This is a genomic window from Streptomyces sp. NPDC047085 (assembly GCF_040643735.1).
Lineage (GTDB): Bacteria > Actinomycetota > Actinomycetes > Streptomycetales > Streptomycetaceae > Streptomyces.
In genome coordinates this window covers 1103276-1126817 of the sequence record NZ_JBEYUW010000002.1, presented here as the reverse complement: position 1 = coordinate 1126817, position 23542 = coordinate 1103276, and the positions used below count along the sequence as shown (strand labels likewise).

The 23542-nt window shown below is 72.0% G+C and carries 19 protein-coding genes; 4 read left to right on the top strand and 15 right to left on the bottom strand.

Features of this window, described 5'->3' with window-relative positions; translation table 11 throughout:
• Positions 1 to 135: 135 nt before the first annotated feature.
• Entirely contained in the window at positions 136 to 1275 is a 1140-nt protein-coding gene (locus ABZ865_RS10715; RefSeq protein ID WP_361227000.1) for a winged helix DNA-binding domain-containing protein, read from the top strand.
• A gap of 123 nt (positions 1276 to 1398) precedes the next feature.
• Here ABZ865_RS10715 and ABZ865_RS10710 read toward each other — a convergent pair whose 3' ends face one another.
• From ABZ865_RS10710 to ABZ865_RS10700, 3 genes are all read right to left on the bottom strand, one after another.
• Entirely contained in the window at positions 1399 to 2190 is a 792-nt protein-coding gene (locus tag ABZ865_RS10710; protein WP_361226997.1) for a serine protease, read from the bottom strand.
• A gap of 205 nt (positions 2191 to 2395) precedes the next feature.
• Entirely contained in the window at positions 2396 to 5239 is a 2844-nt protein-coding gene (locus ABZ865_RS10705) for an AAA family ATPase (protein ID WP_361226994.1), read from the bottom strand.
• Positions 5240 to 5431: 192 nt separating this feature from the next.
• Complete coding sequence (locus tag ABZ865_RS10700) at positions 5432 to 6268, bottom strand: LuxR C-terminal-related transcriptional regulator (protein WP_361226991.1); 837 nt, start codon at positions 6266 to 6268, stop codon at positions 5432 to 5434.
• Positions 6269 to 6448: 180 nt separating this feature from the next.
• On the opposite strand from ABZ865_RS10700, the gene ABZ865_RS10695 reads away from it, so the two are divergent.
• Both ABZ865_RS10695 and ABZ865_RS10690 read left to right on the top strand, forming a co-directional pair.
• A complete protein-coding gene (locus ABZ865_RS10695) occupies positions 6449 to 8122 on the top strand; it encodes an AMP-binding protein (protein WP_361226988.1) in 1674 nt (557 codons plus the stop codon).
• Positions 8119 to 9729 (top strand): AMP-binding protein, encoded by a 1611-nt coding sequence (locus ABZ865_RS10690; protein ID WP_361226985.1) that lies wholly within the window; start codon positions 8119 to 8121, stop codon positions 9727 to 9729. The genes ABZ865_RS10695 and ABZ865_RS10690 overlap by 4 nt, the downstream gene beginning before the upstream one ends.
• A 4-nt stretch (positions 9730 to 9733) precedes the next feature.
• On the opposite strand, the gene ABZ865_RS10685 is transcribed toward ABZ865_RS10690, so the two are convergent.
• Complete coding sequence (locus ABZ865_RS10685; RefSeq protein ID WP_361226982.1) at positions 9734 to 10429, bottom strand: hypothetical protein; 696 nt, start codon at positions 10427 to 10429, stop codon at positions 9734 to 9736.
• Between the two features lie 224 nt (positions 10430 to 10653).
• Here ABZ865_RS10685 and gcl point away from each other — a divergent pair, with 224 nt between their 5' ends.
• The gene (gene gcl, locus ABZ865_RS10680; RefSeq protein ID WP_361227307.1) at positions 10654 to 12432 is read left to right on the top strand and encodes a glyoxylate carboligase; all 1779 of its coding nucleotides are present in this window, start codon (positions 10654 to 10656) and stop codon (positions 12430 to 12432) included.
• A 69-nt stretch (positions 12433 to 12501) separates the two neighbouring features.
• On the opposite strand, the gene ABZ865_RS10675 is transcribed toward gcl, so the two are convergent.
• From ABZ865_RS10675 to ABZ865_RS10625, 11 genes are all read right to left on the bottom strand, one after another.
• Entirely contained in the window at positions 12502 to 13086 is a 585-nt protein-coding gene (locus ABZ865_RS10675; protein WP_361226979.1) for a TIGR04222 domain-containing membrane protein, read from the bottom strand.
• A gap of 160 nt (positions 13087 to 13246) precedes the next feature.
• On the bottom strand, positions 13247 to 13480 hold the full coding sequence (locus ABZ865_RS10670) for a hypothetical protein (RefSeq protein ID WP_053657434.1): 234 nt from the start codon (positions 13478 to 13480) through the stop codon (positions 13247 to 13249).
• A gap of 448 nt (positions 13481 to 13928) precedes the next feature.
• Positions 13929 to 15386 carry a catalase gene (locus tag ABZ865_RS10665; protein ID WP_361226975.1) on the bottom strand — a complete coding sequence of 486 codons (1458 nt, stop codon included), beginning with the start codon at positions 15384 to 15386 and terminating at the stop codon, positions 13929 to 13931.
• A gap of 173 nt (positions 15387 to 15559) precedes the next feature.
• Positions 15560 to 16450: a 2-hydroxy-3-oxopropionate reductase gene (locus tag ABZ865_RS10660; RefSeq protein WP_361226972.1), complete on the bottom strand. Its 891-nt coding sequence runs from the start codon at positions 16448 to 16450 to the stop codon at positions 15560 to 15562.
• A gap of 43 nt (positions 16451 to 16493) precedes the next feature.
• Complete coding sequence (locus tag ABZ865_RS10655; RefSeq protein WP_361226969.1) at positions 16494 to 17333, bottom strand: TIM barrel protein; 840 nt, start codon at positions 17331 to 17333, stop codon at positions 16494 to 16496.
• A gap of 149 nt (positions 17334 to 17482) precedes the next feature.
• Positions 17483 to 18229, bottom strand: a complete 747-nt coding sequence (locus ABZ865_RS10650; RefSeq protein ID WP_361226966.1) for a hypothetical protein — start codon at positions 18227 to 18229, stop codon at positions 17483 to 17485.
• A gap of 40 nt (positions 18230 to 18269) precedes the next feature.
• Positions 18270 to 18743, bottom strand: a complete 474-nt coding sequence (locus tag ABZ865_RS10645; protein WP_361226963.1) for a hypothetical protein — start codon at positions 18741 to 18743, stop codon at positions 18270 to 18272.
• Positions 18744 to 18754: 11 nt separating this feature from the next.
• Positions 18755 to 20029 (bottom strand): MlaD family protein, encoded by a 1275-nt coding sequence (locus ABZ865_RS10640; RefSeq protein ID WP_361226960.1) that lies wholly within the window; start codon positions 20027 to 20029, stop codon positions 18755 to 18757.
• The gene (locus ABZ865_RS10635; protein ID WP_361226957.1) at positions 20026 to 21309 is read right to left on the bottom strand and encodes an MCE family protein; all 1284 of its coding nucleotides are present in this window, start codon (positions 21307 to 21309) and stop codon (positions 20026 to 20028) included. The genes ABZ865_RS10640 and ABZ865_RS10635 overlap by 4 nt, the downstream gene beginning before the upstream one ends.
• Positions 21306 to 22439 (bottom strand): MCE family protein, encoded by a 1134-nt coding sequence (locus ABZ865_RS10630; RefSeq protein ID WP_361226954.1) that lies wholly within the window; start codon positions 22437 to 22439, stop codon positions 21306 to 21308. Before ABZ865_RS10630 ends, ABZ865_RS10635 begins: the two co-directional genes overlap by 4 nt.
• Positions 22436 to 23416, bottom strand: coding sequence for an MCE family protein (locus ABZ865_RS10625; RefSeq protein ID WP_361227304.1), 981 nt, complete (start codon positions 23414 to 23416; stop codon positions 22436 to 22438). Before ABZ865_RS10625 ends, ABZ865_RS10630 begins: the two co-directional genes overlap by 4 nt.
• Positions 23417 to 23542: the final 126 nt, after the last annotated feature.

Here is a 23542-nt window from a genome sequence, read left to right as displayed (position 1 = left end):
CGGCCTCCCGCTCCGGGCGCCCGTAACGGGCCCGGGTCCGGTGAGAGTTCGGCTCAGGTCCGGTGAGAATCCCGGCCGCCTGCCCGGCGAGGGATGCGGACAGAAGGTGTCCGCAAGGAGCGTTAGCGTGCGGGCATGACGAAGAGCAGCGCGACGAACAGCAGTGCGGTGAAGGGCAGTGTGGCGAAGGCTCCTCTCCTGGACACCCGTGCCCTCAATCGAGCCACCCTGGACCGGCAGCTGCTGCTGCGCCGCTCCCCGCTGTCCGCGACGGACGCCGTGCGGCACCTGCTCGGACTCCAGGCGCAGAACGTGCAGCCCCCGTACTACGCCCTCGCCGCCCGCCTCGACGGCTTCGCCCCGGAGCAGTTGTCGGAGGTGATGGCCGCCCGCGAGGTGGTCCGGATCGTCACCCTGCGGTCCACCATCCACACCCACACCGCCGAGGACTGCCTGACCCTGCGCCCGCTGGTCCAGCCCGCCCGCGACCGGGAGCTGGCGGCCTTCCGCAAGGGTTTGGAGGGAGTCGACCTCGACCGGCTGGCCGCGCTCGCCCGGGAGCTGGTCGAGACCGAGCCGCGGACCATGGCCCAGCTGCGCGCGGCGCTCGGCGCGGAGTGGCCGCACGCCGACCCGGGGTCCCTCGCGGTCGCCGCCCGCTGCCGGCTGCCCCTGGTCCAGGTGACCCCGCGGGGGCTGTGGGGCCGCAGCGGGCAGGTAGCCCTCACCACCGCCGAGCACTGGCTGGGCCGCCCGGCCGAGCCGGCCCCGGACCTCGATGCCGTAGTCCTGCGCTACCTGGCCGCCTTCGGGCCCGCCTCCGTCAAGGACATGCAGACCTGGGCCGGACTCACCCGGCTCCGGGACGCCTTCGAGCGGCTGCGCCCCCGGCTCCTCACCTTCCGGGACTCGAACGGAGTCGAACTGTTCGACCTGCCCGACGCCCCGCGCCCCGACCCGGACACCCCCGCGCCGCCCCGCTTCCTCCCGGAGTTCGACAACCTGCTGCTCTCTCACGCCGACCGCACCCGCGTGATACCGCCCGAGCACTGGGGCCGCAGCTGGCAGGGCAACCAGGCCTACCGCACCCTCCTGGTCGACGGCTTCCTGGCCGGCCTGTGGAAGGCGGACGGCGACGCCCTCGTCATCGAGCCCTTCGGAAAGCTGACGAGGGCCCAGCGGGACGAGGTGACCGCGGAGGGCGCCCGGATGCTGGAGACGATACGTCCCGGGACGCCGTACGACATCCGCTTCGGCAGTGTCGTACGGCGCTGAGCCGCCCCCCGGACAGCTCAGCGCCGTAAGTTGTGGAGAGGGGAGCGTTGCGGGCCGCTCGTGGAGGCCCGCAACGCCCCCCTGGCATCTGCCTGAGCGGTACTCAGGCCGTCTTCCTCCTGGTCACGAGGTGACCTGCGCGGTCACCAGGTCCGAGAAGGTGGCCAACCGGGTGTACACACCCGGGTAACCGGCCTCCGCGCACCCCTCGCCCCAGGAAGTGATCCCTGCCAGGACGCCCCCGACAAGCAGGGGACCGCCGCTGTCGCCCTGGCAGGTGTCCACGCCGCCGGACGTGTATCCGGCGCAAACCATGTCGGACTGCACGAAGTCCGAACCGTAGGAGCTCTTGCAACCGCTGTCGGACACGATGGGCACGGTGGCCGTCCGCAGCTGGTTGGAGGAGGCCCCGCTCTCCGAGGTGGTGCCCCAGCCGAGGATCCGGGCCGTGGTGCCGGCCGCGTAGACACCCGTCTGGGACGAGGAGACGTACGACGCCGGCGTGTACGGCATCGACGTCGACAGGGTCAGCACGGCCACGTCGTCGCCGTTGGTGGCGTCGGTGAAGTCCGGGTTGACCCAGATTTTGCTGACCCGGCTCACCGTGCCGTTGGTGCCGTTCAGGTACGTCCGGCCGCCGACCACCCGGACACTGCTCGTCGACTCCCCGACCATGCAGTGCGCGGCCGTCACCACCTTCTTGGCGGCCACGAGGGTGCCGCCGCAGAACTGGTTACCGGACGCGTCCGTGATCTGCATCATGAACGGGTACGCCGCGGTGGTGGTCGTCGTACCGCCCACGACGGGTTGGGGTGCGGCAGTCGCCGTGGGGGAGGCGACCAGCGCGGTCGCCGCGGCGGCGGCGGTGGCCACCAGCGTCGCCGCGGTCCTTCTGGCACGTCTGAGCCCGAACATGCGTCTCCTCAGTGGGGGGTTGCCGGTGGGGGGTCGCGCGGGTGGGGGGTCGAGCACGGGGGCCGCGGGACCGACCCCCGTGTGCCCGGGCGAGCGGCACGCCCTTTACGCTAGGCCCCGGAACTCCCGCCTCCCAATGAGGGAACCCCCTAGGGGGGCAGGTGAGGGAAAACCCTCGGTCCGGCTCAGTTAACCGGGGGTGACGTCACTTCGCGCGGCGACCCGCGGCCAATCGGACGATGTCCACCCGCGACCGGATCCCCAGCTTGCGGTAGACCCGGGTCAGGGTCGCCTCCACCGTCTTGACGCTGACGAACAGCCGGGCCGCGATCTCCCGGTTGGTGGCGCCCTCCATGACCAGCGCGGCGACCTGACGCTCCATCGCGGCCAGCCCCGCCAGCGCGTCCAGGGCGTCCGCCGCGTCCGGCACGGGCAGGGCCGGGGCCGGCTCGGGCGTGGTGACGGCCTCCTCCACCTGGCGCAGCCACGGCAGCGCCCGGCAGCGCCGGAACAGCCGGACGGCCTCGTCGTACGCCGTCGCCCTGCGCAGGCCCGCCTCCGGGTGCCGCAGGCGCAGCCGGGCCAGGGCGAACGCGGCCCGGGCCTCCTCCAGGCCGTAGCCGAGCTTGCCGAGCCGGTCCTGAGCGGACGTCAGCTGGGCGACGGCCGCCTCCAGGTCCCCGTGGGCGGCGCGGACCAGGGCCTCCGCCCGGTCCAGGACGGCGAGCACGCTCTCCCGGCCGAGCCGCAGGGCGTGCTCGCGGCTGGCGTCGATGAGGTCCTGCGCCTCGGCCGGCTCGCCGATGCGGACCAGCGCCTCGGCGAGGTCGCCGTGCCAACGGCCGCGGGCCGGGTCGGTGATGCCGAGGTCCTGCTCCAGCCGGCGCACCCGGCGCAGCGAGCGGACCGTGCCCGCCGGGTCGCCGGCCACCAGCTGGGCGTACCCGAGGGCGGCCAGGGCCCGCGACAGGTACATCTGGTCGCCGTCCTCCTCGGCGTGCTGCACCGCCTCCCGGGCCAGGGCCAGCGCACGGTCCACGTCGCCGCCGGAGGCCTCGGCGAGCGAGGTGAGCATCGCCGAGGCGGTCTCGCCGATCCCGCTGTCCCGGGCCAGCCGCAGGCTGTCGCGGGCCAGTTCGAGGGCGCGGCCGCACTGACCGGCGTGCAGTTCGGTCTCGGCGAGGCCGCGCAGGAAGTGCACCTCGCTCTCCACCGAGCCACGCCGGCGCACCTCGCGCAGCAGCGTGGTGATCGCCGCCCGGGCCTCGGTCAGCTGGTCGCCCATGACCAGCCAGCGGAACCGGGCGCTGCCCGCGCCGTTGTGATGGAACGCCACCCGGGGGTCCTGGGGCTCCCTCAGGGCGCGCTTGATGGTGCGGGGGGCCTCCGGATGGCCCATCAGGGTCTCCGCCTGCGCCTGGAAGGCCAGCGAGAGCAACTCGGTGCGCCGGTCGGCGCCGCGCGCGGCGAGGTCGGCGGCGTGCGCGGCCGCCTCGCGGGCCTCGGTGAAGTCGCCCTCCACGATCAGCGCCCGCCAGGCCAGCTGGTAGTGGACGAGGGCCAGCAGCCGCGGGTCGTCGCCGGCGTCGGCGAGGGCCTGCGGGAACAGCGCGTCGACCTCGACCATGGTGTGGCCCGCGGTGTCGATGACGATCATCCAGGCGCGCACCCGCTCCACGGGCACCGTCGCCCGGGTCAGCACCTCGCGGGCGATGTCCCGGGCGAGGTCCACCTCGCCCGCGGTGATCGCGTCCTCGGCGGCCTGCAGGCGCCGCTCCTCGGGGCCGGGCACGCCCTCGGCAGGGGTGCGCCGGGCGGCGAGCAGCCCCAGCTGGGCCGCCACCGACGGCGCGCCCCGGTCCCGGGCGAGGCTCGCGGCCTCCGCCAGCCGGGCGGCCACCTCCGGGTCGGTGCCGGCGGTGGCGAGGGCCAGGTGCCGGGCGCGTTCAATCGGGTCGGAGGCGGCGGTGGACAGGGCGGCGTGCGCGGCCCGCCGTTCCGGGGCCGGCGCCTCCGCGTACAGCGCGGCGGAGATCAGCGGGTGCGCGAACCGTACGGCCGGCGCCTCCCCGTCGGTGGCGAGCAGCCCGAGTTCGGCGGCCTGGGCGCACTCCGCCTCGGCGTTCTCCCGGCCGGCCGCGTGCAGCAGCGCCGGGGTGGGGCGGGCGCCGGCGCTGGCCACCAGCAGGGTGCGGCGGGCCTCGACCGACAGCATGTCCAGCCGGCTCAGCACCAGGGCGCGCAGCGAGGTCGGCACCGGCAGCGGCTCGCCGGGCCGGGGCGGGGTGGGGTTGTCGCCGAGGGCGCGGCCGAGTTCCAGGGCGAACAGCGGGTTGCCGGCGCTAGTGCGGTGGATCTCGCGGACGGTGGAGCGGGACAGGGCGCCGTGGCCGCGGTGGGCGAGCAGCTGTGCCACCTGGGCGCGGCTGAGGGCGCCCAGCCGGAAGGAGGTGGTGTCCGGCGGGCAGGCGCGCAGATGACGGTCGTACTCCTGGCTCTCCTGCCCCTCGGTGCGCACCGCGCACAGCAGTTGCACCGGGGTGCCCTCGAGCCGGCGGGCGGCGAAGCCGAGCAGTTCGGAGCTGGCCGGATCGAGCCACTGCAGATCGTCGGCGACGACCAGGACCGGCCCCTGGTCGGCGAGGGCGCGCAGCGCGGAGAGCACCGCGAGACGCAGGGCGAGGCCGTCGCGCTGGAGGCTGGACTCGCCGCGTCCGGTGAGGGCCGACTCCAGGGCGGTGCGCTGGGCGGCGGGCAGCCGGGGCGCGACCTCGTCGAGGACCAGGCCGAGGAGGTCGGCGAGGGCGAGGAAGGGAAGGTGCGATTCGGACTCCGTGGCCGAGCAGCGCAACACGGTGCGGGCCGTGGCGCCGTATTCCTCGGCCAATGCTCGCAGGACGGTCGATTTCCCTATTCCGGCGGGGCCGTGCAGCAGCACGCTGCCGCCGGAGGCGAGTTGGTCCCGCGCGCTCGCGAACAGCTCCTCGCGGCCGATGACCAGGTCGGGGCGGCATCGGGCAGGCTCCTGGAAGTCCCGTCGCACGGTCACCGCTCCCCTCGTGTGTCGTGTCCGGGCCAAATTCTAGGCAACGATCCTTCAAATTCGGACGGAAGCCGTGGTGAGGGAAATAACAAAGAGTCAAGGATAGAGAAATTCAAAGCAACGCCGCTTGAATAGGCAAGTTTCCTTACCGCGGTCGGGACCCTCCGGGAAGCCGAGGCTCCCGGGAAGCGGACCCGGCTACGGCAGCAGTCCGGCCCGGCGTGCCGCGGTCACCGCCTCCCCTCGTGTGTGCGCGCCCAGCTTGCGCATCGCCGAACGCAGATAACCCTTCACCGTCTCCGGGCGCAGGCCCAGTCGCTCGGCCACCACCGCGTTGGTGGCGCCCGCCGCCACCCAGGACAGCACGTCCAGCTCGCGCGGCGCCAGGCTCGCGCCCTCGGCCGGGCGCGGGGCGGTCAGCAGTCCGCACGCGGCGAGCAGTTCGGCGCGCAGCTCCGGATCGGGTATCCGGGGCGCGAGGGCGCGCAGCGCCGCGTGCGCCTCACGCACCTGCTCCCAGCCGGCCTCCGCGCCCCGCCGGCCGGCGGCCGGCTCCGGCCGGGCCGCCGCCAGCAGCACCCGCGCCTCGTCCCGCACCACCAGCGCCTGCTCCACGTCCCGTGCCGCCGCCACCGCCGCCGAGAGCGTCCGGTCGCCCAGCGGCTGGGCCGTGCGCAACGCGCCGTAGAGCACCCCGCGCACCCGCCGCCGCACCACGACCGGCACCGCGAGCACCGAACGCAGGCCCTCGGCGGCCACCGGGACGTCGTACTCGTGGCTGATCTGCCGGGAGCTGGAGTAGTCCGTGACCGCGCACGCCCGGGCCAGCGCGACCGCCTTGCCGCCCAGCCCGTTGCCGGAGGTCACCGCCAGCGAGCGCAGGGCCGCCGTGTTCGTGCCGCTCAGTTCGCTGATGCGGATCTGCGGCCGGCCGGCGTCGACCAGCCCGCCGAAGGCGACCGGCAGCCCGGTCGTACGCCGCAGCCGGGCCAGCGCACCGCGAATCTCCACCGCCGCCACGCCCTCTGCTGCCACCTCATCGCTCCTTCGACGCAGCTCTCCGCTGGCCCCTACCCCCGTTCGGGGGTGGTGAGACCTGCATCACGGATTAGACGATGCCAGGGAGCCGCCCGGCAATGGTCCGGCACCCGGGAGTGAGCCGAAGGGGGAGAGCGCCCCGGAGGTGAGCGACCAGAAAGGCACCGAGGAGGACAGATGACGACGGCGACCGAGTCGTTCCGCAGCGCGCGGGATTTTCTGCTGGAGCACCGTGAGGACTACGCCACCGCCTACGAGGGCTTCGCGTGGCCCCGGCCCGAGCGGTTCAACTGGGCGCTCGACTGGTTCGACGTGATCGCCGACGGCAACGACCGGACCGCGCTGCACATCGTCGAGGAGGACGGCGGCGAGACCCGGCTGTCCTTCGCCGAACTGGCCGAGCGCTCGGCCCGGGTCGCGAACCACCTGCGCGCCCGGGGCGTCGCCGCCGGCGACCGCGTCCTCGTCATGCTCGGCAACCAGGCCGAGCTGTGGGAGACCGCGCTGGCCGCGATGAAGCTGCGCGCCGTGGTCATTCCGGCCACCCCGCTGCTCGGGCCCGCCGACCTGCGCGACCGGGTCGAGCGGGGCCGCGTGAAACACGTGGTCGTACGGGCCGAGGACGCCGCCAAGTTCGCGGACGTGCCCGGCGCCTACACCCGGATCGCCGTCGGCGGCCCGACCCCGGAGGGCTGGGAGCCGTACGAGGACGCCTACACCGCCCCGGCCGCGTTCGTGCCCGACGGACCCACCCTGTCCGACGACCCGCTGATGCTGTACTTCACCTCCGGCACCACCGCCCGCCCCAAGCTGGTCGAGCACACCCACACCTCGTACCCCGTGGGCCACCTCGCCACCATGTACTGGATCGGCCTCAGGCCGGGCGACGTGCACCTGAACATCTCCTCGCCCGGCTGGGCCAAGCACGCCTGGTCCAACCTGTTCGCCCCCTGGAACGCGGAGGCGACCGTCTTCCTCTTCAACTACACGCGCTTCGACGCCGGCCGGCTGATGGCCGAGATGGACCGGGCCGGAGTGACCACCTTCTGCGCGCCGCCCACCGTGTGGCGCATGCTCATCCAGGCCGACCTCACCCAGCTCGCCACCCCGCCCCGCGAGGTCGTCGCCGCCGGCGAACCGCTCAACCCCGAGGTCATCGAGCAGGTCCGGCGGGCCTGGGGCGTCACCATCCGGGACGGCTTCGGCCAGACCGAGACCGCCGTCCAGGTCTCCAACAGCCCCGGCCAGACGCTGAAGACCGGCTCCATGGGCCGGCCCAGCCCCGGCTACCGCGTCGAACTCCTCGACCCGGTCACCGGCGCGCCCGGCGCCGACGAGGGCGAGATCGCCCTCGACCTGTCCGCCCGCCCCGTGGGCCTGATGACCGGCTACCACGGCGACGCGGAGCGCACGGCGGAGGCGATGGCCGGCGGCTACTACCGCACCGGCGACATCGGCTCCCGGGACGCCGACGGCTACATCACCTACGTGGGCCGCGCGGACGACGTCTTCAAGGCCTCCGACTACAAGATCAGCCCGTTCGAGCTGGAGAGCGCGCTGCTGGAGCACGAGGCGGTGGCCGAGGCGGCCGTCGTGCCCGCGCCCGACGAGCTGCGCCTCGCGGTGCCGAAGGCGTACGTCGTCCTGGCGGAGGGCTGGGAGCCCGGCCCCGACACGGCGAAGGTGATCTTCGAGCACTCCCGTGAGGTCCTCGCGCCCTACAAGCGCATCCGCAGGCTGGAGTTCGGCGCGCTGCCCAAGACCGTCTCCGGCAAGATCCGCCGCATCGAGCTGCGCGAGGCCACGGCCGCGGGCTCCGGGAACGAGTACCGCGAGGAGGACTTCCGGTGACCACGGAACCGTCGTACACGCACGGCACGAGCGGGACCACCCTGCTCGGTGACACCATCGGCGCCAACCTCGACCGCGCCGTCGCGGCCTGGCCCGACCGGGAGGCGCTCGTCGACGTGCCCTCGGGGCGGCGCTGGACGTACGCCGAGTTCTGCGCGGACGTGGACCAGCTGGCGTATGCCCTGCTGGCGAGCGGGGTGGCCAAGGGCGACCGGGTGGGCATCTGGGCGGTCAACTGCGCCGAGTGGGTGCTCGTCCAGTACGCCACCGCCCGCATCGGCGCGATCATGGTCAACATCAACCCGGCCTATCGCACCCACGAGGTCGAGTACGTCCTCAACCAGGCCGGGATCTCCCTGCTGTTCGCCTCGCTCAGCCACAAGACCAGCGACTACCGGGCGATGGTCGAGGAAGTACGCGGCAGCTGCCCGCGACTGCGGGAGGTGGTGTACATCGGCGACCCGAGCTGGGAGGTGCTGCTCAGGCGCGGGACACCCGATCGGTACGAGGACTTCTGGGTCCGCAAGAGCGAGCTGTCCTGCGACGACCCGATCAACATCCAGTACACCTCGGGGACGACCGGCTTCCCGAAGGGTGCCACCCTCTCCCACCACAACATCCTCAACAACGGCTATTTCGTGGGCGAGTTGATCGACTACACCGAGCAGGACCGGGTCTGCGTCCCGGTGCCCTTCTACCACTGCTTCGGCATGGTGATGGGGAATCTGGCGGCCACCTCGCACGGCGCCTGCATCGTCATCCCGGCACCGTCCTTCGACCCGAAAGCCACGCTGGAGGCGGTCCAGCAGGAGCGCTGCACCTCCCTGTACGGCGTCCCGACCATGTTCATCGCGGAGCTGAACCTCCCCGACTTCGCGTCGTACGACCTCTCGTCCCTGCGCACCGGCATCATGGCGGGCTCGCCCTGCCCGGTGGAGGTGATGAAGCGGGTCGTCGCCGAGATGCACATGGAGGAGGTCTCCATCTGCTACGGCATGACCGAGACCTCCCCGGTCTCCCTGCAGACGCGCCGGGACGACGACCTGGAGCACCGCACCGGCACCGTCGGCCGGGTGCTGCCCCACCTGGAGGTCAAGGTCGTCGACCCGGCCACCGGGGTCACCCAACCGCGCGGCACGGCGGGGGAGTTGTGCACCCGCGGCTACAGCGTGATGCTCGGTTACTGGAACGAGCCCGACAAGACCGCCGAGGCCGTCGACGCGGGCCGCTGGATGCACACCGGGGACCTCGCGGTGATGCGCGAGGACGGGTACGTCGAGATCGTCGGCCGGATCAAGGACATGATCATCCGGGGCGGCGAGAACATCTACCCGCGCGAGATCGAGGAGTTCCTCTACGCCCACCCCAAGATCCGGGACGTCCAGGTCGTCGGCGTACCGCACGAGACCTACGGCGAGGAGGTCGTCGCCTGCGTCATCCCGCACGACGGCGCCGACCCGCTCACCCTGGAGGAACTGCGCGCCTTCTGTCAGGGCAGGCTCGCGCACTACAAGATCCCGAGCCGGCTCCAGATCCTGGAGGCCTTCCCGATGACCGTGTCCGGGAAGGTGCGCAAGGTGGAGCTGCGGGAGAGGTACTCCGCCTGACGGGTCAGGCGGAGCCGGACTCCGCGAGTGCCCGGCCCGGTCCGTTCACCGGCTGCGGGGTGCCCGTGAGGTCCAGCACGAACAAGGGGACGCCCAGCGTGTCAGCACGCGCCTGGGCGTCCTCTGTGTATCCGGCGAGGGAGAAGTAGACACAGCACGCCGACTCCGTCATGGCCGTCAGCCACAGGCACTCCACGTCCCGCACCGAGGCCGGGCGCACCGTGGGGTCCACGTGGGCGACCAGGCCGTGCGCGGCGATGCCGATGCCGGAGGGGGGCCGCTGGTCGGCGCGGCGGATGTCGCCGTAGCCGAGCCAGCGCAGATAGAGCGCGGCGGCGGTGACCGCGTCGCGGGCGGTGCGGATGGTGACGGGCCGGAACGGGGCCCGGGGAGCGCGGGCCTTCGGGGCGGGGGATTCCGCCCGGGCCGGCGGTGCCGGAGTGCCGCTCACCGCGAGGCGAAGGAGCTTGCCGCACGGGCAGCCCAGCTCCGGGTGCGGCCAGGGGCTGGTGCGGCCGCAGGCGGTGCAGCGCACGGTCACCCACTCCTCGTCCCAGGTGGGGTGCTCCACCACGGCGGGCCCGGCGGCCGGGTCCAGCCGCAGCGCGGCCGGAGTGCCGCAGGCGCAGTGATACGCCGGCGCGGTGTAGACGTGCTCGCGCCGACAGGCAGGGCAGCGCACCGGCACGCTCTCGGGCATGGCCACTCCCAGGCGTCGCGTCGGGACAGCGCTCCCATCCTGCTCCGGTCGGACCCTTCCTGTCCCTCTGTTGGTGACTCTTGACGACTCTTGACGACGTTCGGCGGCCCACCTACATTGATTCCAGATCGTAGAAATTACTTTCCGCAATACGGAAGTACTCGCGGCGGGGCGCGACGGGAGTACGCATCCGACAGCCGAAGCAGGAGTACTCGATGGCTCGTATGACCGCTGCCCGCGCGGCAGTTGAGATCCTCAAGCGCGAGGGCGTCACGGACGCCTTCGGTGTGCCGGGCGCGGCGATCAACCCCTTCTACAAGGCGCTGAAAGAGGGCGGCGGCATCAGCCACACCCTCGCCCGCCACGTCGAGGGCGCCTCCCACATGGCCGAGGGCTACACCCGCACCAAGCCGGGCAACATCGGCGTCTGCATCGGCACCTCCGGCCCCGCCGGCACCGACATGATCACCGGCCTGTACTCGGCCATCGGCGACTCCATCCCGATCCTGTGCATCACCGGCCAGGCCCCGACCTCCGTGATCCACAAGGAGGACTTCCAGGCCGTCGACATCGCCTCGATCGCCAAGCCGGTCACCAAGATGGCGGTCACCGTCCTGGAGGCCGCGCAGGTCCCCGGCGTCTTCCAGCAGGCCTTCCACCTGATGCGCTCCGGCCGTCCCGGCCCGGTCCTGATCGACCTGCCGATCGACGTCCAGCTCACCGAGATCGAGTTCGACCCGGAGACGTACGAGCCGCTGCCGGTCTACAAGCCGACCGCGACCCGCGCCCAGATCGAGAAGGCGATCTCCTTCCTCCTGGAGTCCGAGCGCCCGCTGATCGTCGCCGGCGGCGGCATCATCGGCGCCGACGCCTCCGACCTGCTGGTCGAGTTCGCCGAGCTGACCCGGACCCCGGTCATCCCGACCCTGATGGGCTGGGGCACGCTGCCCGACGACCACGAGCTGAACGCCGGCATGGTCGGCGTCCAGACCTCGCACCGCTACGGCAACGCGAACTTCCTGGAGTCCGACTTCGTCCTCGGCATCGGCAACCGCTGGGCCAACCGCCACACCGGCTACAAGCTCGACGTCTACCGCCAGGGCCGCACGTTCGTCCACGTCGACATCGAGCCCACCCAGATCGGCAAGATCTTCCCGCCGGACTACGGTGTCGTCTCCGACGCCAAGGCCGCGCTGGAGCTGTTCGTCGAGGTGGCCAAGGAGCTGAAGGCCGAGGGCAGGCTGCCCGACCGCGCCGACTGGGTCGCCTCCACCCAGGAGCGCAAGGCGACTCTCCTGCGCCGTACGCACTTCGACAACGTGCCGATGAAGCCGCAGCGCGTGTACGAGGAGATGAACAAGGCCTTCGGCCCGGAGACGCGATACGTCACCACGATCGGCCTCTCCCAGATCGCCGGCGCGCAGATGCTGCACGTCTACAAGCCGCGCCACTGGATCAACTGCGGCCAGGCCGGCCCGCTCGGCTGGACCATCCCGGCCGCGATCGGCGTCGCCAAGGCCGACCCGGACTCCCCGGTCGTCGCCCTGTCCGGCGACTACGACTTCCAGTTCCTGATCGAGGAGCTGGCGGTCGCCGCGCAGCACCGGATCCCCTACGTCCACGTCCTGGTGAACAACGCCTACCTGGGCCTGATCCGTCAGGCGCAGATCGGGCTGGACATCAACTTCCAGGTCAACCTGGAATTCGAGAACATCAACACGCCCGAGATCGGCGTCTACGGCGTCGACCACGTCAAGGTCGCCGAGGGCCTCGGCTGCAAGGCGATCCGGGTCACCGAGCCGGACCAGCTGGGCGCCGCCTTCGAGCAGGCGAAGAAGCTGGCCGCCGAGTACCGGGTGCCGGTCGTCGTCGAGGCGATCCTGGAGCGCATCACCAACATCTCGATGAGCCGGACGATGGACATCAGCGACATCTCCGAGTTCGAGGAGCTGGCCACCGAGCCCGGCCACGCGCCGACGTCGATCAAGCCGCTGAAGGTCTGATCCGCCGACAGCGCACGAGTCGGCAACAGCGCACGAGGGGCGGCCCATCCCGGGGGGATGGGCCGCCCCTCACACGTGTGCGTCCCCGCAACTGAAGCCCCCGCCGCCGCCGGTGCTCCAGGACTGGCGCAGCCCGTGTTCCGTGGGGCCGCCGCGGCCCGTGAGGCCCGCCTCCCGGGTGAAGCGGGGGACCAGCAGGGTGAGGGCCTTGTCGCCGTGGAGGGCCACCAGGAGGAGCTGGTCGTCGGAGGACAGGCCGGACGGGCGGGGGGAGTGAGCGGGCAGCGGGTGGCGGGTGCGGAGGCGTTTGAGCGCTTGGCGGGCGGCCCGGGTGGGTCCGGGGAGGGTGCGGCGCAGCATGCCCTCCGCGACCAGCTCCGCGCGCAGTCCGGCCAGGGCCTTGCGGACGGCCTGCCGGTCGAGCAACTGGCGCAGGCCGGCGGGGCGGTAGAGGGTGGCGTGGACCGCCTTCGCCAGGGGCGGCAGGGGGCCTTGGGGTGCCGGGCCCGAGGTCCGCATCGTTCCCGTACGGCCGGCCTCCACCGCACCGCGCAGATGCAGCCCCAGCACCGCCACCGTCACCGCGGCCCGGGCGCCCCCGCGCAGCAGGGCGAGCGCGTGCGGGTCCGTCGGGACGTTCCGCTCACCGGCCATCGCACACCTCCGGGCAGGGCCCGCCGCCCCCGTGTCGGCGGGCCCCGCGTAGCGGTGTTGTGCCCGCCGGCGACGGTGGTCGAAGCCTCCTCGGCGGTGTTTCAGAGGTTGATTTGAGGGTTGCGTAGGCCCGGTACGGCTGCCGCGGTAACCGGGGTCGTCACACCTCGTGCTCCGACAGCCCGGGCCAGTCGTCCGGGCCGCCGCCCTGCCATTCGATGAGGTCGCTCTCCTCGACCTCGATCCGGTCCAGATCGGCCAGTCGCAGGATCTCGACGACGTCGTCCAGGTGGGAGGCGAGCCCCAGGGTCACGTCCCCCTCGGTGACCCGCCGGGATCCGTCCAGGGCCGGGGCGTGGACCACGATGTGCGGGTACTGCGTCGGATTGCCCATGGCATCAGCGTCCTGCGGATGCGCCGGATACGCCACCAGGAGCCGAGGAGCCGAGGAGCCGAGGAGCCGAGGAGCCGAGGAGTCCAGGAGCCCGGGCAGCACGAAAGCGCCCCCTGGACAGGGGGCGCTCCGGTGGTGCGTGATGGCCGTCCGACGGCGCGAGGCTGGGCGCGACAGGTCGTTCGCGCCGCCGGACGGGGCCTGGGGACCTCGTGACGAGCGACGAGGTCGTGGCTGGGGACCGCGGCGCATGCGACGGAGCCGGGGCCCTTCCCTCTGGTCGAGAAGGGGACTCGGATCCTTCACCACCGCACTGGCTCGCATGCCGCCGCGGTCCTGCCCTGCCCGCGGTACCGAGTGATCACCCCTCATCCGGATCGCTCGGTGGCGGGTCGTACGCGTCCGGAAGCCCGACCTCCCCGTCGGGCCCCGGACGCAGTCCGTGGGCTCAGTCCTCGCGCAGGGCGCGGACCGCCTCCTCCACGCGCTTGCCGTAGTCCGGGTCGGCGGCGTGGAAGTGGGCCAGGTTCTTCTCGATCACGTCGTCGCGGGAGACCTGCGCGAGGCCGCCGGCGATGTTCGCGACGAGGCGGGACTTCTCCTCCTCGGACATCAGGCGGTACAGCTCGCCCGCCTGGTAGAAGTCGTCGTCCTTGGTGTGCAGGGGCGCCTCGTGGTTGCCCGTGTAGCCGGTCACCGCCAGCGGGGCCGACAGCGGGCGGCCGGTCTCCACCGGGCCGTCGTAGGAGTTCGGCTCGTAGTTCTTGGCGTGGCGGCCCTGGGCGTTGGACGCCATGAGACCGTCGCGGCCGTAGTTCTGCGCGGTCGTCGCCTTCGGGGCGTTGACGGCGAGCTGGGTGTGGTTGACGCCCAGGCGGTAGCGGTGCGCGTCCGCGTAGGCGAACAGGCGGCCCTGGAGCATCTTGTCGGGGGAGGGGCCGATGCCCGGAACGAAGTTGTTCGGGGAGAACGCGGCCTGCTCGACCTCGGCGAAGACGTTGTCCGGGTTGCGGTCGAGGACCAGGCGGCCGACCCGCTGCAGCGGGTAGTCCTTGTGCGGCCACACCTTGGTGAGGTCGAACGGGTTGAAGCGGTAGTCCGCCGCCTCGGCCGCGGGCATGATCTGGACGTACAGGGTCCAGGACGGGTGCACACCGCGCTCGATGGCCTGGAGCAGGTCCGTCTGGTGCGAGTTGGGGTCCTTGCCGGCCAGCTCGGCGCCCTGCTCGGCGGACAGGGAGCGGATGCCCTGGTTCGTCTTGAAGTGGTACTTGACGAAGAAGGCCTCGCCCTCGGCGTTCGTCCACTGGTAGGTGTGCGAGCCGTAGCCGTTCATGTGGCGGTACGACGCCGGGATGCCGCGGTCGCCCATCAGCCAGGTCACCTGGTGCGTGGCCTCGGGGGCGTGGGCCCAGAAGTCCCAGACGTTGTCCGGCTCCTGCTTGCCGGTGAACGGGTCCCGCTTCTGCGAGTGGATGAAGTCGGGGAACTTGATCGGGTCCTTGATGAAGAACACCGGGGTGTTGTTGCCGACGAGGTCGTAGTTGCCCTCCTCGGTGTAGAACTTCACCGCGAAGCCGCGCGGGTCACGGACCGCGTCGGCGCCGCCGAGGGAGTCGGCGACGGTCGAGAAGCGCACGAACACCTCGGTGCGCTTGCCGATCTCGCCCAGGAAGGCGGCGTGGGTGTAGCCGGTGACGTCGTCGGTCACCTCGAAGTGGCCGTACGCGCCGGATCCGCGCGCGTGCACAACACGCTCCGGGATCCGCTCACGGTTGAAGCGCGCGAGCTTCTCCAGGAGGTGCTGGTCCTGGAGGAGGAGGGGGCCACCGACACCGGCGGAGGCGGAATTCTGGTTGTCGGCGACCGGGGCGCCGGACTCGGTCGTGAGCACGCGCTTCGACATCGTGGACCTTCCGTGCGGGAGTCAGCGGAAACCTGTTTCCGCTTTGTGGAGCCTAGAAGTGGGGTGATCTGAACGTCAACAGTTTGTTGAAGCGGATTCCGGACCGCGGCGCCGCCTGGGCGCGACAGGACAGGTGTCGGCGGCGCCGCGGACCGGAAGTTCGGGGGGTCGGGTCAGACCTGGGCGCCGGACAGGCGCTCCACGGCCCGCAGCAGGGCCGAGTGGTCCAGGCCGCCGTCGCCCTGCGCGCGCAGGGAGGCGACCAGCTGGGCGACCACGGCACCGACCGGCAGGGCGGCGCCGACGTTGCGGGCGGCGTCGGTGACGATGCCCATGTCCTTGTGGTGCAGGTCGATCCGGAAGCCCGGCTTGAAGTCGCGGCTCAGGAAGTTGTCCTTCTTCCGCGTCAGCACGGTGGAGCCGGCGAGGCCGCCGTTGAGGACGTCCAGCGCGGCCGCCAGGTCCACGCCCGACTTCTCCAGGAAGACCACGGCCTCGGCGCAGGCCTGGATGTTCACGGCGACGATCAGCTGGTTGGCCGCCTTCACGGTCTGACCCGAGCCGTGCGGGCCGCACAGCACGATGGTCTTGCCCAGGGCGTCGAAGATGGGCTTGGCCTGGTCGAAGTCGGCCTGCTCGCCGCCGACCATGATCGACAGTACGGCCTCGATGGCACCGGCCTCACCGCCGGAGACCGGGGCGTCCAGCACGCGGATGCCCTTGTCCTTGGCGGCCGCGGCCAGGTCGACGGAGGTCTGCGGGGTGATCGAGGACATGTCGATCAGCAGCGCGCCGGACTTCGCGTTCTCCAGGATGCCGGCGGGGCCGTAGGAGATGGCCTCGACCTGCGGGGAGGCGGGCACCATCGTGATCACCACGTCGGCGTCCCGCACGGCCTCGGCGATCGAGGAGGCGGCCGTACCGCCCGCTGCGGCCAGCCGGTCCAGCTTGTCCTGCTCCAGGGTGAAGCCGGTGACGTCGTAGCCCGCCTTGATCAGGTTCTCGGACATGGGGGAGCCCATGATGCCGAGGCCGATCCAGGCGATCTTGGGAAGAGTGCTCATGTCAGGGGGTGCCTCTCTCAACTACCTTGCAAAGTCAGGATGTTCAGCGCGCCGCACGCGCTTCGCGCGGGAGCCACTCGAAGGCCTCGGCGCTCGGACGGTCGCCCGGCTTGTACTCCAGGCCCACCCAGCCGTCGTAACCGGCCTTCTTCAGCCGGCCGAGCAGGTCCTCCAGCGGGAGCGAGCCCGTTCCGGGGGCGCCGCGGCCGGGGTTGTCGGCGATCTGGACGTGGCCGGTCTTCGACGCGTACCGCTCGATGACCGAGGGCAGGTCCTCGCCGTTCATGGACAGGTGGTACAGGTCCATCAGGAACTTCGCGTTGCCGAGGCCCGTGGCCGCGTTGACCTTGTCGACGACCTCGATCGCGGCCGGCGCCGACACCAGCGGGTACAGCGGCGACTCGGGCTGGTTCAGCGTCTCGATCAGCAGGATCGCGCCGATCCGGTCGGCCGCCCGCGCCGCGAGGGTCAGGTTCTCCAGCGCGAGCGCGTCCTGCTCGGCCGGGTCCACACCCTCCACGCGGTTGCCGTAGAGGGCGTTGAGCGCCTTGCAGCCCAGGGAGGCGGCGAAGTCGGCGGCCACGTCGATGTTGGCGCGGAACCTCTCCGACTCCTCACCGGGCACCGACAGGGCGCCGCGGTCCGGGCCGGGCAGCTGCCCGGCGTAGAAGTTCAGCCCCGTGAGCTGCACGCCCGCGTCCTCGATCGCCTTCTTCAGGGCGTCGAGCTCGGACTGCTCGGGGGTGGGGGAGTCGACCCAGGGCCACCACAGCTCGACCGCCGTGAAGCCCGCCGCGGCGGCGGCCGCGGGACGCTCCAGGAGCGGGAGTTCCGTGAAGAGGATCGACAGGTTGACGTTGAAGCGCTGGTCTGCGAATCCCATCGGGGTCGGCGCTCCCTTCCTGCGTATTCCGTAATGTGGAAGATTGTTTCTGCGTAATGGAAGATTGCCTTCGATCGGGGGTGACTGTCAAGAGCGGGCACGAAAAAGTGCCCCTGCGCGGCCTGCGCAGGGGCACTTCTCCGGGTCGGTCAGAGTGCGTCCACGGCACTCACCTTCCAGCCCGCCGAGGTCCGGCTCAGCGTCATCCGCACCCGGTTCAGATCGAGGCGGGACCCGGACACCTGGGTGCTCTGGGTGACCTGGTTGACGAAGAGCAGCGCGACGACCCGGTCCGGGCCGGCCGACGCCACGGAAGCCGCCGCCACCGTCGCCTTCACCACGCCGTGGTACTTCGTCGCGGTCGGCCCCACCACCGTCCGCGTGGTCTTCACGTACTGCTCGCGGAACTTTCCGGTCAGCCGCTCGCGGGCGCGCGCGAAGTCACGGTCCAGATGCCGGTAGTCGTACGACAGCACGACCGGCGCCGCCTCCCGGGCGGCCGCGAGCGCCTGGTCCCGGGCCGCCTCCGTCTGCCGCCCCTCGCGGTAGTGCCACCCGAGCACGCCGACGGCGACCAGACCCGCCGCGAGGAGCGCGCAGAGCACCGCGAGGAGCGGCCGCTGCCCGGGCCGCCACGCGGGCGCGCGCTCCCGCGTCTCTTCCTCCTCGGGGGACTCCGGCGACGGCTCCGGCGGGTCCTCCCAGCCGTTCTCCGGGGGGTCGATGAGCAGGGTGGGGCCGGACGCGTGGGCCTCGTCCCCCTCGTTCCGTGGCCCTTCCCGGTCGGCCTCGGGCGCCGGCCGCTGGGCCCGCTTGGCCGCCGCGCGGGCGGCCGCGGTCAGGGTGCGGCGGGCGGGCGGGCCGGCGCCGCGGCTTCGGGTGGTCGCGTTGGCCACGGTCTTTCTCCTCACTGGGGGTACGGGGGGAGGGGCTGGGTCAGCCCACGAACTCGACTTCGGAGGTCAGCCAGCGGCCGCCCCGGCGTACGAGGTCGAGCTGGAGCCGGTAGGTGCGCGCCTGCCCCTCGGGCACGGCGGTGTTGGTCACCTTGCTGTCGGCGACCACCAGGACGCGGGCCGAGTGCTCGTCGGACCGCACGATGCCCGCCTCCAGCACCTGCCCCTCGGACACCGACTTGTTCTGGGCGACGAGCTTCGTCAACTCCGCGGTCTGGGCGGCGAATTGCTTCTTGAAGTCGCCGGTGGCGCCCCTCAGCACGTTGGCGCTGTCCTGGTCGTAGTGCCGGTAGTCGAGCGAGGTGAAGTTCAGCGCCGACTGGCGGGCCGCGGCCAGGACGTCCTGGCGGCGCTGCTCCGCCGCGTGCCGGTCGGCGAGGCCGAGACCCAGCCAGACCGACAGCCCGGTCGTCAGCACGGTCGCGGCGACGAGCCCCGCCGACAGCACTCTCATGCGTCCCCCTGTCATGCCATCGGCCCGACGAGCAGCCATTGCCACGACTCCTTTCCGAACGTGCTCTGTTCGCCGCCCGTCGAGCCGATCTCGACGGGCGTCCCGTCCGGGCCGGTCGCGGTGCCGGTCTCCGGGTCGTACGGGCTGACGTACGCGGCCTGGTCCGCGCCGCCCGAAGCGGCCCGCGCGCCCGGGGCGTTCTGGGCGCCGCGCACCGAGGTCTTGCTCCCGCGCGGCGCCGCGCAGTGCGCGTCGGTGTTCGCCGGGCGGGTGCTGGTGTCCGAGGGGTCGCGCTGCCGCGTCCCGTAGCCCTGGGTGCAGGCGGGCGGGTCGTCGGCGTTGACCGTGAGCCCGAAGTGGGTGGTGCCGTCACCGGGTATGACGGTGTAGCTGCCGGCGACCGTCACCGGGAGCGTGACCAGGGCCTGTTCCACGCCGGGCAGCCGGGCCAGCGTGATCTGGCCGCCGCTGACGAGGTTGGCCAGCAGGACCGGCACATACGGCCGCGTGGACCTCAGCAGGGAGTTGACCTGCTGCGCGGCGGGCACCGCGTTGCCGATCAGTTTGCGCACGTCTCCGTCGCTCGCCTTCACCTGTGCGGTGAGGGCCGCCAGATCGTGGGAGAACGACTTGATCGCCGAGCCCTGGTCGGCCTGGGTCTTGAGCACCTTGCGCGAGTCCTCGATCAGCGAGACCGTCTGCGGCAGCGAGTCGGTCGCCGACTCGACGAGCGAGTTCCCGGAGTCGACGAGCCGGCTCAGGTCCGGTCCGGTGCCCGCGAAGGCCTGGCCCAGTTCGTCGACGGTGGTGCGCAGATCGTCCTTGCCGACCGAGTTCACCAGCCGGTCCAGACCGAGCACGAGGTCGGTGACGGGCAGCGGGGTCCGGGTGCGGCCGCGCGGGATCCCGCTGCCGTCCATCAGGTACGGCCCGGCGGAGCGCCGGGGCTGCAGGTCGACGTACTGCTCGCCCACCGCCGAACGGTCGGCGACGACGGCCAGGCTGTCGGCCGGGATCCGCGGCGCGCCGTCGTCGATGCGCAGCCCCACCGACACCCCGGAACCGGTCAGCCGCAGATCGCTCACCCGGCCCACCGGCACCCCGCGGTAGGTGACCTCGGCGCCGGGGAAGACGCCCCCGGAGTCGGCGAAGTCGGCCCGCACGGTGTAGCCGCGGCCGAGGACGTCGTCGACCAGACCGGTGTACTCGGCGCCCACGTACGACACCCCGACGGCGGTGACCGCGGCGAAGGCGAGCAGCTGGGCCTTGACCCCACGTGTGATCACGGCTGTATCCCCTTCAGTAGGAGTTCGGCGAGCGCGAGGTCGATCCCCGGCGGGCGGTGCCCGTCCCGGCCGGTCCCGTAGGCCGCGGTGCACACAGGCGGGCAGAGCAGGTCGCCGCCGCCGTCCGCCGGCGGTGAGGGGTCGGCCGGTGTCTTCGGCACGTCCGGCAGATCGGGGAGGCTGGGCGGCGACGTGGGCAGCGGCAGGTCCGGCACGCCGGGCAGCGAGGGAGTCGGGACCGGTGTGCCGCCGGAACCGCCGGCGCCCTTGCCGGGCTTGTCGGTGAGGTTGCCGTAGATGTTCGCCAGGTCGAGATCGGCGGTGATGCGCAGGTTGACGTAGTCGCCCTTGATGGCGTCCGTCGCGTTGCGCGGGAACGGGTACGTGGTCAGCAGTTCCAGGGAGTTGGGCAGGTCGTCGCCCGCCTTGTCGAGCTGTTGCAGGATGGGCTGCAGCTTCTTGAGGTCGGCGACGGTGTCGTCGTGGGAGGCGTTCACGACCTCGGTGCCCTTCTCGCCGAGTTTCGACAGCGAGGTGAGCATTTTCGTCAGGTCGCGGTGCTGGTCGGCGAGGACCTTCAGGGCGGGCGGGATGGTGTCGACCGCCTGGGCGATCGTCTTCTTCTCCTTGCGCAGCCGCCCGGACAGCCGGTCCAGGCCCTTGAGGGCGCGGACGATCTGGGCGCGCTGCCCGTCCAGGCCGCCGAGGAACGTGTCGAGCTGCTTGAGCAGGGACTTGACCCTGTTCTCGCGGCCGTGCAGGGCCTTGTTCAGCTCCACGGTGATCGTCTTGAGCTGGGCCACGCCGCCGCCGTTCAGCAGCGCGGAGAGCGCGGACAGCACCTCCTCGATCTCCGGGTTGCGGCCGCTGCGGGACAGCGGGATGACGGCGCCGTCCCGCAGCCGCCCCACCGGCCGGATGCCGGATGGTGCGGACAGCGCCACGTACTTCTCGCCGAGCACGCTGGTCTGCCGCAGGTCGGCGACCGCGTTGGCGGGCAGCTTCACCGAGTCGGCCACGCGCAGCCGCACCCGTGCGTGCCAGCCGACCAGTCGGACCTTCTCGACCGCGCCCACCGTGACGTCGTCGACCTTCACCGCCGACTGCGGCACCAGATCCAGGACGTCCCGGAACTCGACCGTCACGTGGTAGGCGTGGCCGTCGTCCGCCGCGCCCCCGGGAAGCGGGACGTCGTACCAGCCGTTGACCTCACAGCCGGTCAGCAGCAGCGAACCGGCCGCCGTCCATGCCGCCACCCGGCTTCCGCGTCGCGCGTTCATGCCGCCCCCAGGATTCCGCCGAGGGTGCGGTCGACCGTGCCCGTCCCCGCCGCCGGGGCGGCCGGCAGCTTCGGCAGCGAGTCGAAGAGCTTCTTCAGGTCCTTGCAGTCGGGGTTCGGTCCGCCCTCGTCGCCGGTCGTCCGCAGCAGGGAGCACAGCAGGGACGCGGGGTCCTGCGGGGTCTGCGGGTTGTTGCGGGTGTCGAGGGTGCCGGCGGCGGGGTTGTAGGCGTCCGCCAGGTTCGACAAGCCCGTGGGCGCGACCGTCAACAGCTCCTCCAGCGCCGCCCGTTGGGTGACGAGGACCTTGGTGACCTTGCTGAGGCCCTTGACGTCCGACGTCAGGTATTTCTTGTTGGCCTTCACGAAGCCGGACACGTCGCCGAGCGCCACCGCCAGGAACTGCAGCGCCGCGGCGAGGTCCTTGCGCTCCCCGGCCAGTTGCTTCGCGACCGTGGCGAGGCTCGTGTCGAACGACCGCACGCTCTTGTCGTCGGCGGCCAGCGCGGCCGTGAACACCTGGAGGTTCCGCACGGTGCCGAACAGGTCACCGCGTCCGTCGGACAGCGTGGTGACCGCCTGCGAGAGGTCGTCCACCGACTGGTGCAGGTTCTTTCCCTGACCCTGGAGGTTGTCCGCGCTCACCCCGAGCAGCCGGGACAGGGAGCCGTCCTTGTTCGCGCCCTTCGGGCCGAGCGCCTCGGCCGTCGTGTGCAGGCTGTCGAAGATCCGGTCCAGCTCGACCGGTACGGCCGTACGGGCCTCGGGGATGACGGCGCCGTCCCGCAGGACGGGGCCCTTCCGGTACACGGGCAGCAGTTGCACGTAACGGTCGCTGACCACCGAGGAGTTCACGATGGCCGCCCGCGCGTCCGCGGGTACCTTTTGCCCCTTGTCGTACTCCAGCTCCACTCGCACCCGGTCGCCCTGCGGAGTGATCTTCTTGACCACGCCGATGCGGACCCCGAGGACGCGGACGTCCGAGCCGGGGTAGATGCCGACGGTGCGCGGGAAGTACGCGGTGACCCGCACGGACTCCGAGTGCGGCCACAGCACGACGGCCAGGGCGACGACGACCGTGAGGGCGGTGAACAGGGCCAGCGCGCGCCGGACGGGGATGTGCCGGGTCATCGCGAACCTCCCGAGCGCGGCACCACCGGAGCGGCGACCAGGTTCTGCACGTAGGAGTCGAACCAGCGGCCGTTGCCGAGGGTGTTGGTGAAGACCCGGACGTAGGGGGCGAGCAGCTTGATGCTGCGATCGAGGCTCGCCTGGTTGCGTTCGAGCATGGTGACGAAGGTGTTCAGGTTCTTCAGGGCGGGCCCGATCTGTTTCGCGTCGTCCTGGACCAGCCCGGACAGTTCGATGCCCAGCAGGGCGGAGGTCGTGAGCAGTTTGTGGATCGCGGAGCGCCGCTTGCTGATCTCCTGGAACAGCTTGCCGCCGTCCTTCACCAGCGCGGAGAAGTGCTTCGAGTGCTGCGCCAGCACCTTGGTGACCCCGTTGGCGTGACCGAGGAGGTTCCGCAGCGCCTTGTCGCGCGAGGCGACGGTCCGGGAGATCCGCGACAGCCCCTGGATGGAGGCCCGCACCTCCGGGGGCGAGTCCTGGAAGGTGGTGGAGATCGTGTCCAGCGCCTTGGCGAGCCGCCCGGTGTCGACCTTCTCCGACGTGGTCGTCAGATCGCTGAACGCCTGCACGACGTCGTACGCCGACACCGTCCGGGCCAGCGGGATCTCGCTGCCCGCCGGCAACTGGCCGGGTCCCTTCGGGTTCAGCGCGAGGTACTTCGCGCCGAGGATCGTCTTGACCCGGATCGCCGCCCCGGTGTCGGTGCCGAACTCCGGGTCGCCCTTGACCTTGAAGGTGACCTTGACGTGATCGCCCTCCAGGCCGACGGAGTCGACCTTGCCGACCTTGACCCCGGCGATCCGCACCTCGTCGCCCGGCTTGAGACCGCCCGCCTCCGAGAAGGCCGCGCTGTACCTCGTCCCGCCACCGATCAGCGGCAGGCTGTCGGCGTTGAACGCGGCCACGGTCAGCAGTCCGAGGACAGTGAGGCCGACGGCGCCGACCACGACGGGGTTGCGTTCACGGAACGGCTTCAGGCGCGGGCGGCGCAGCCGGAGCCGCGGCAGCTTCGGCCTGGGCCACAGGACCTTGACCTTGACCAGGGATTCGGGGCGGCGCGGCCGGGGCCCCCGCAGCCTCGGCAGTCCAGGCAGCCGCGGCAG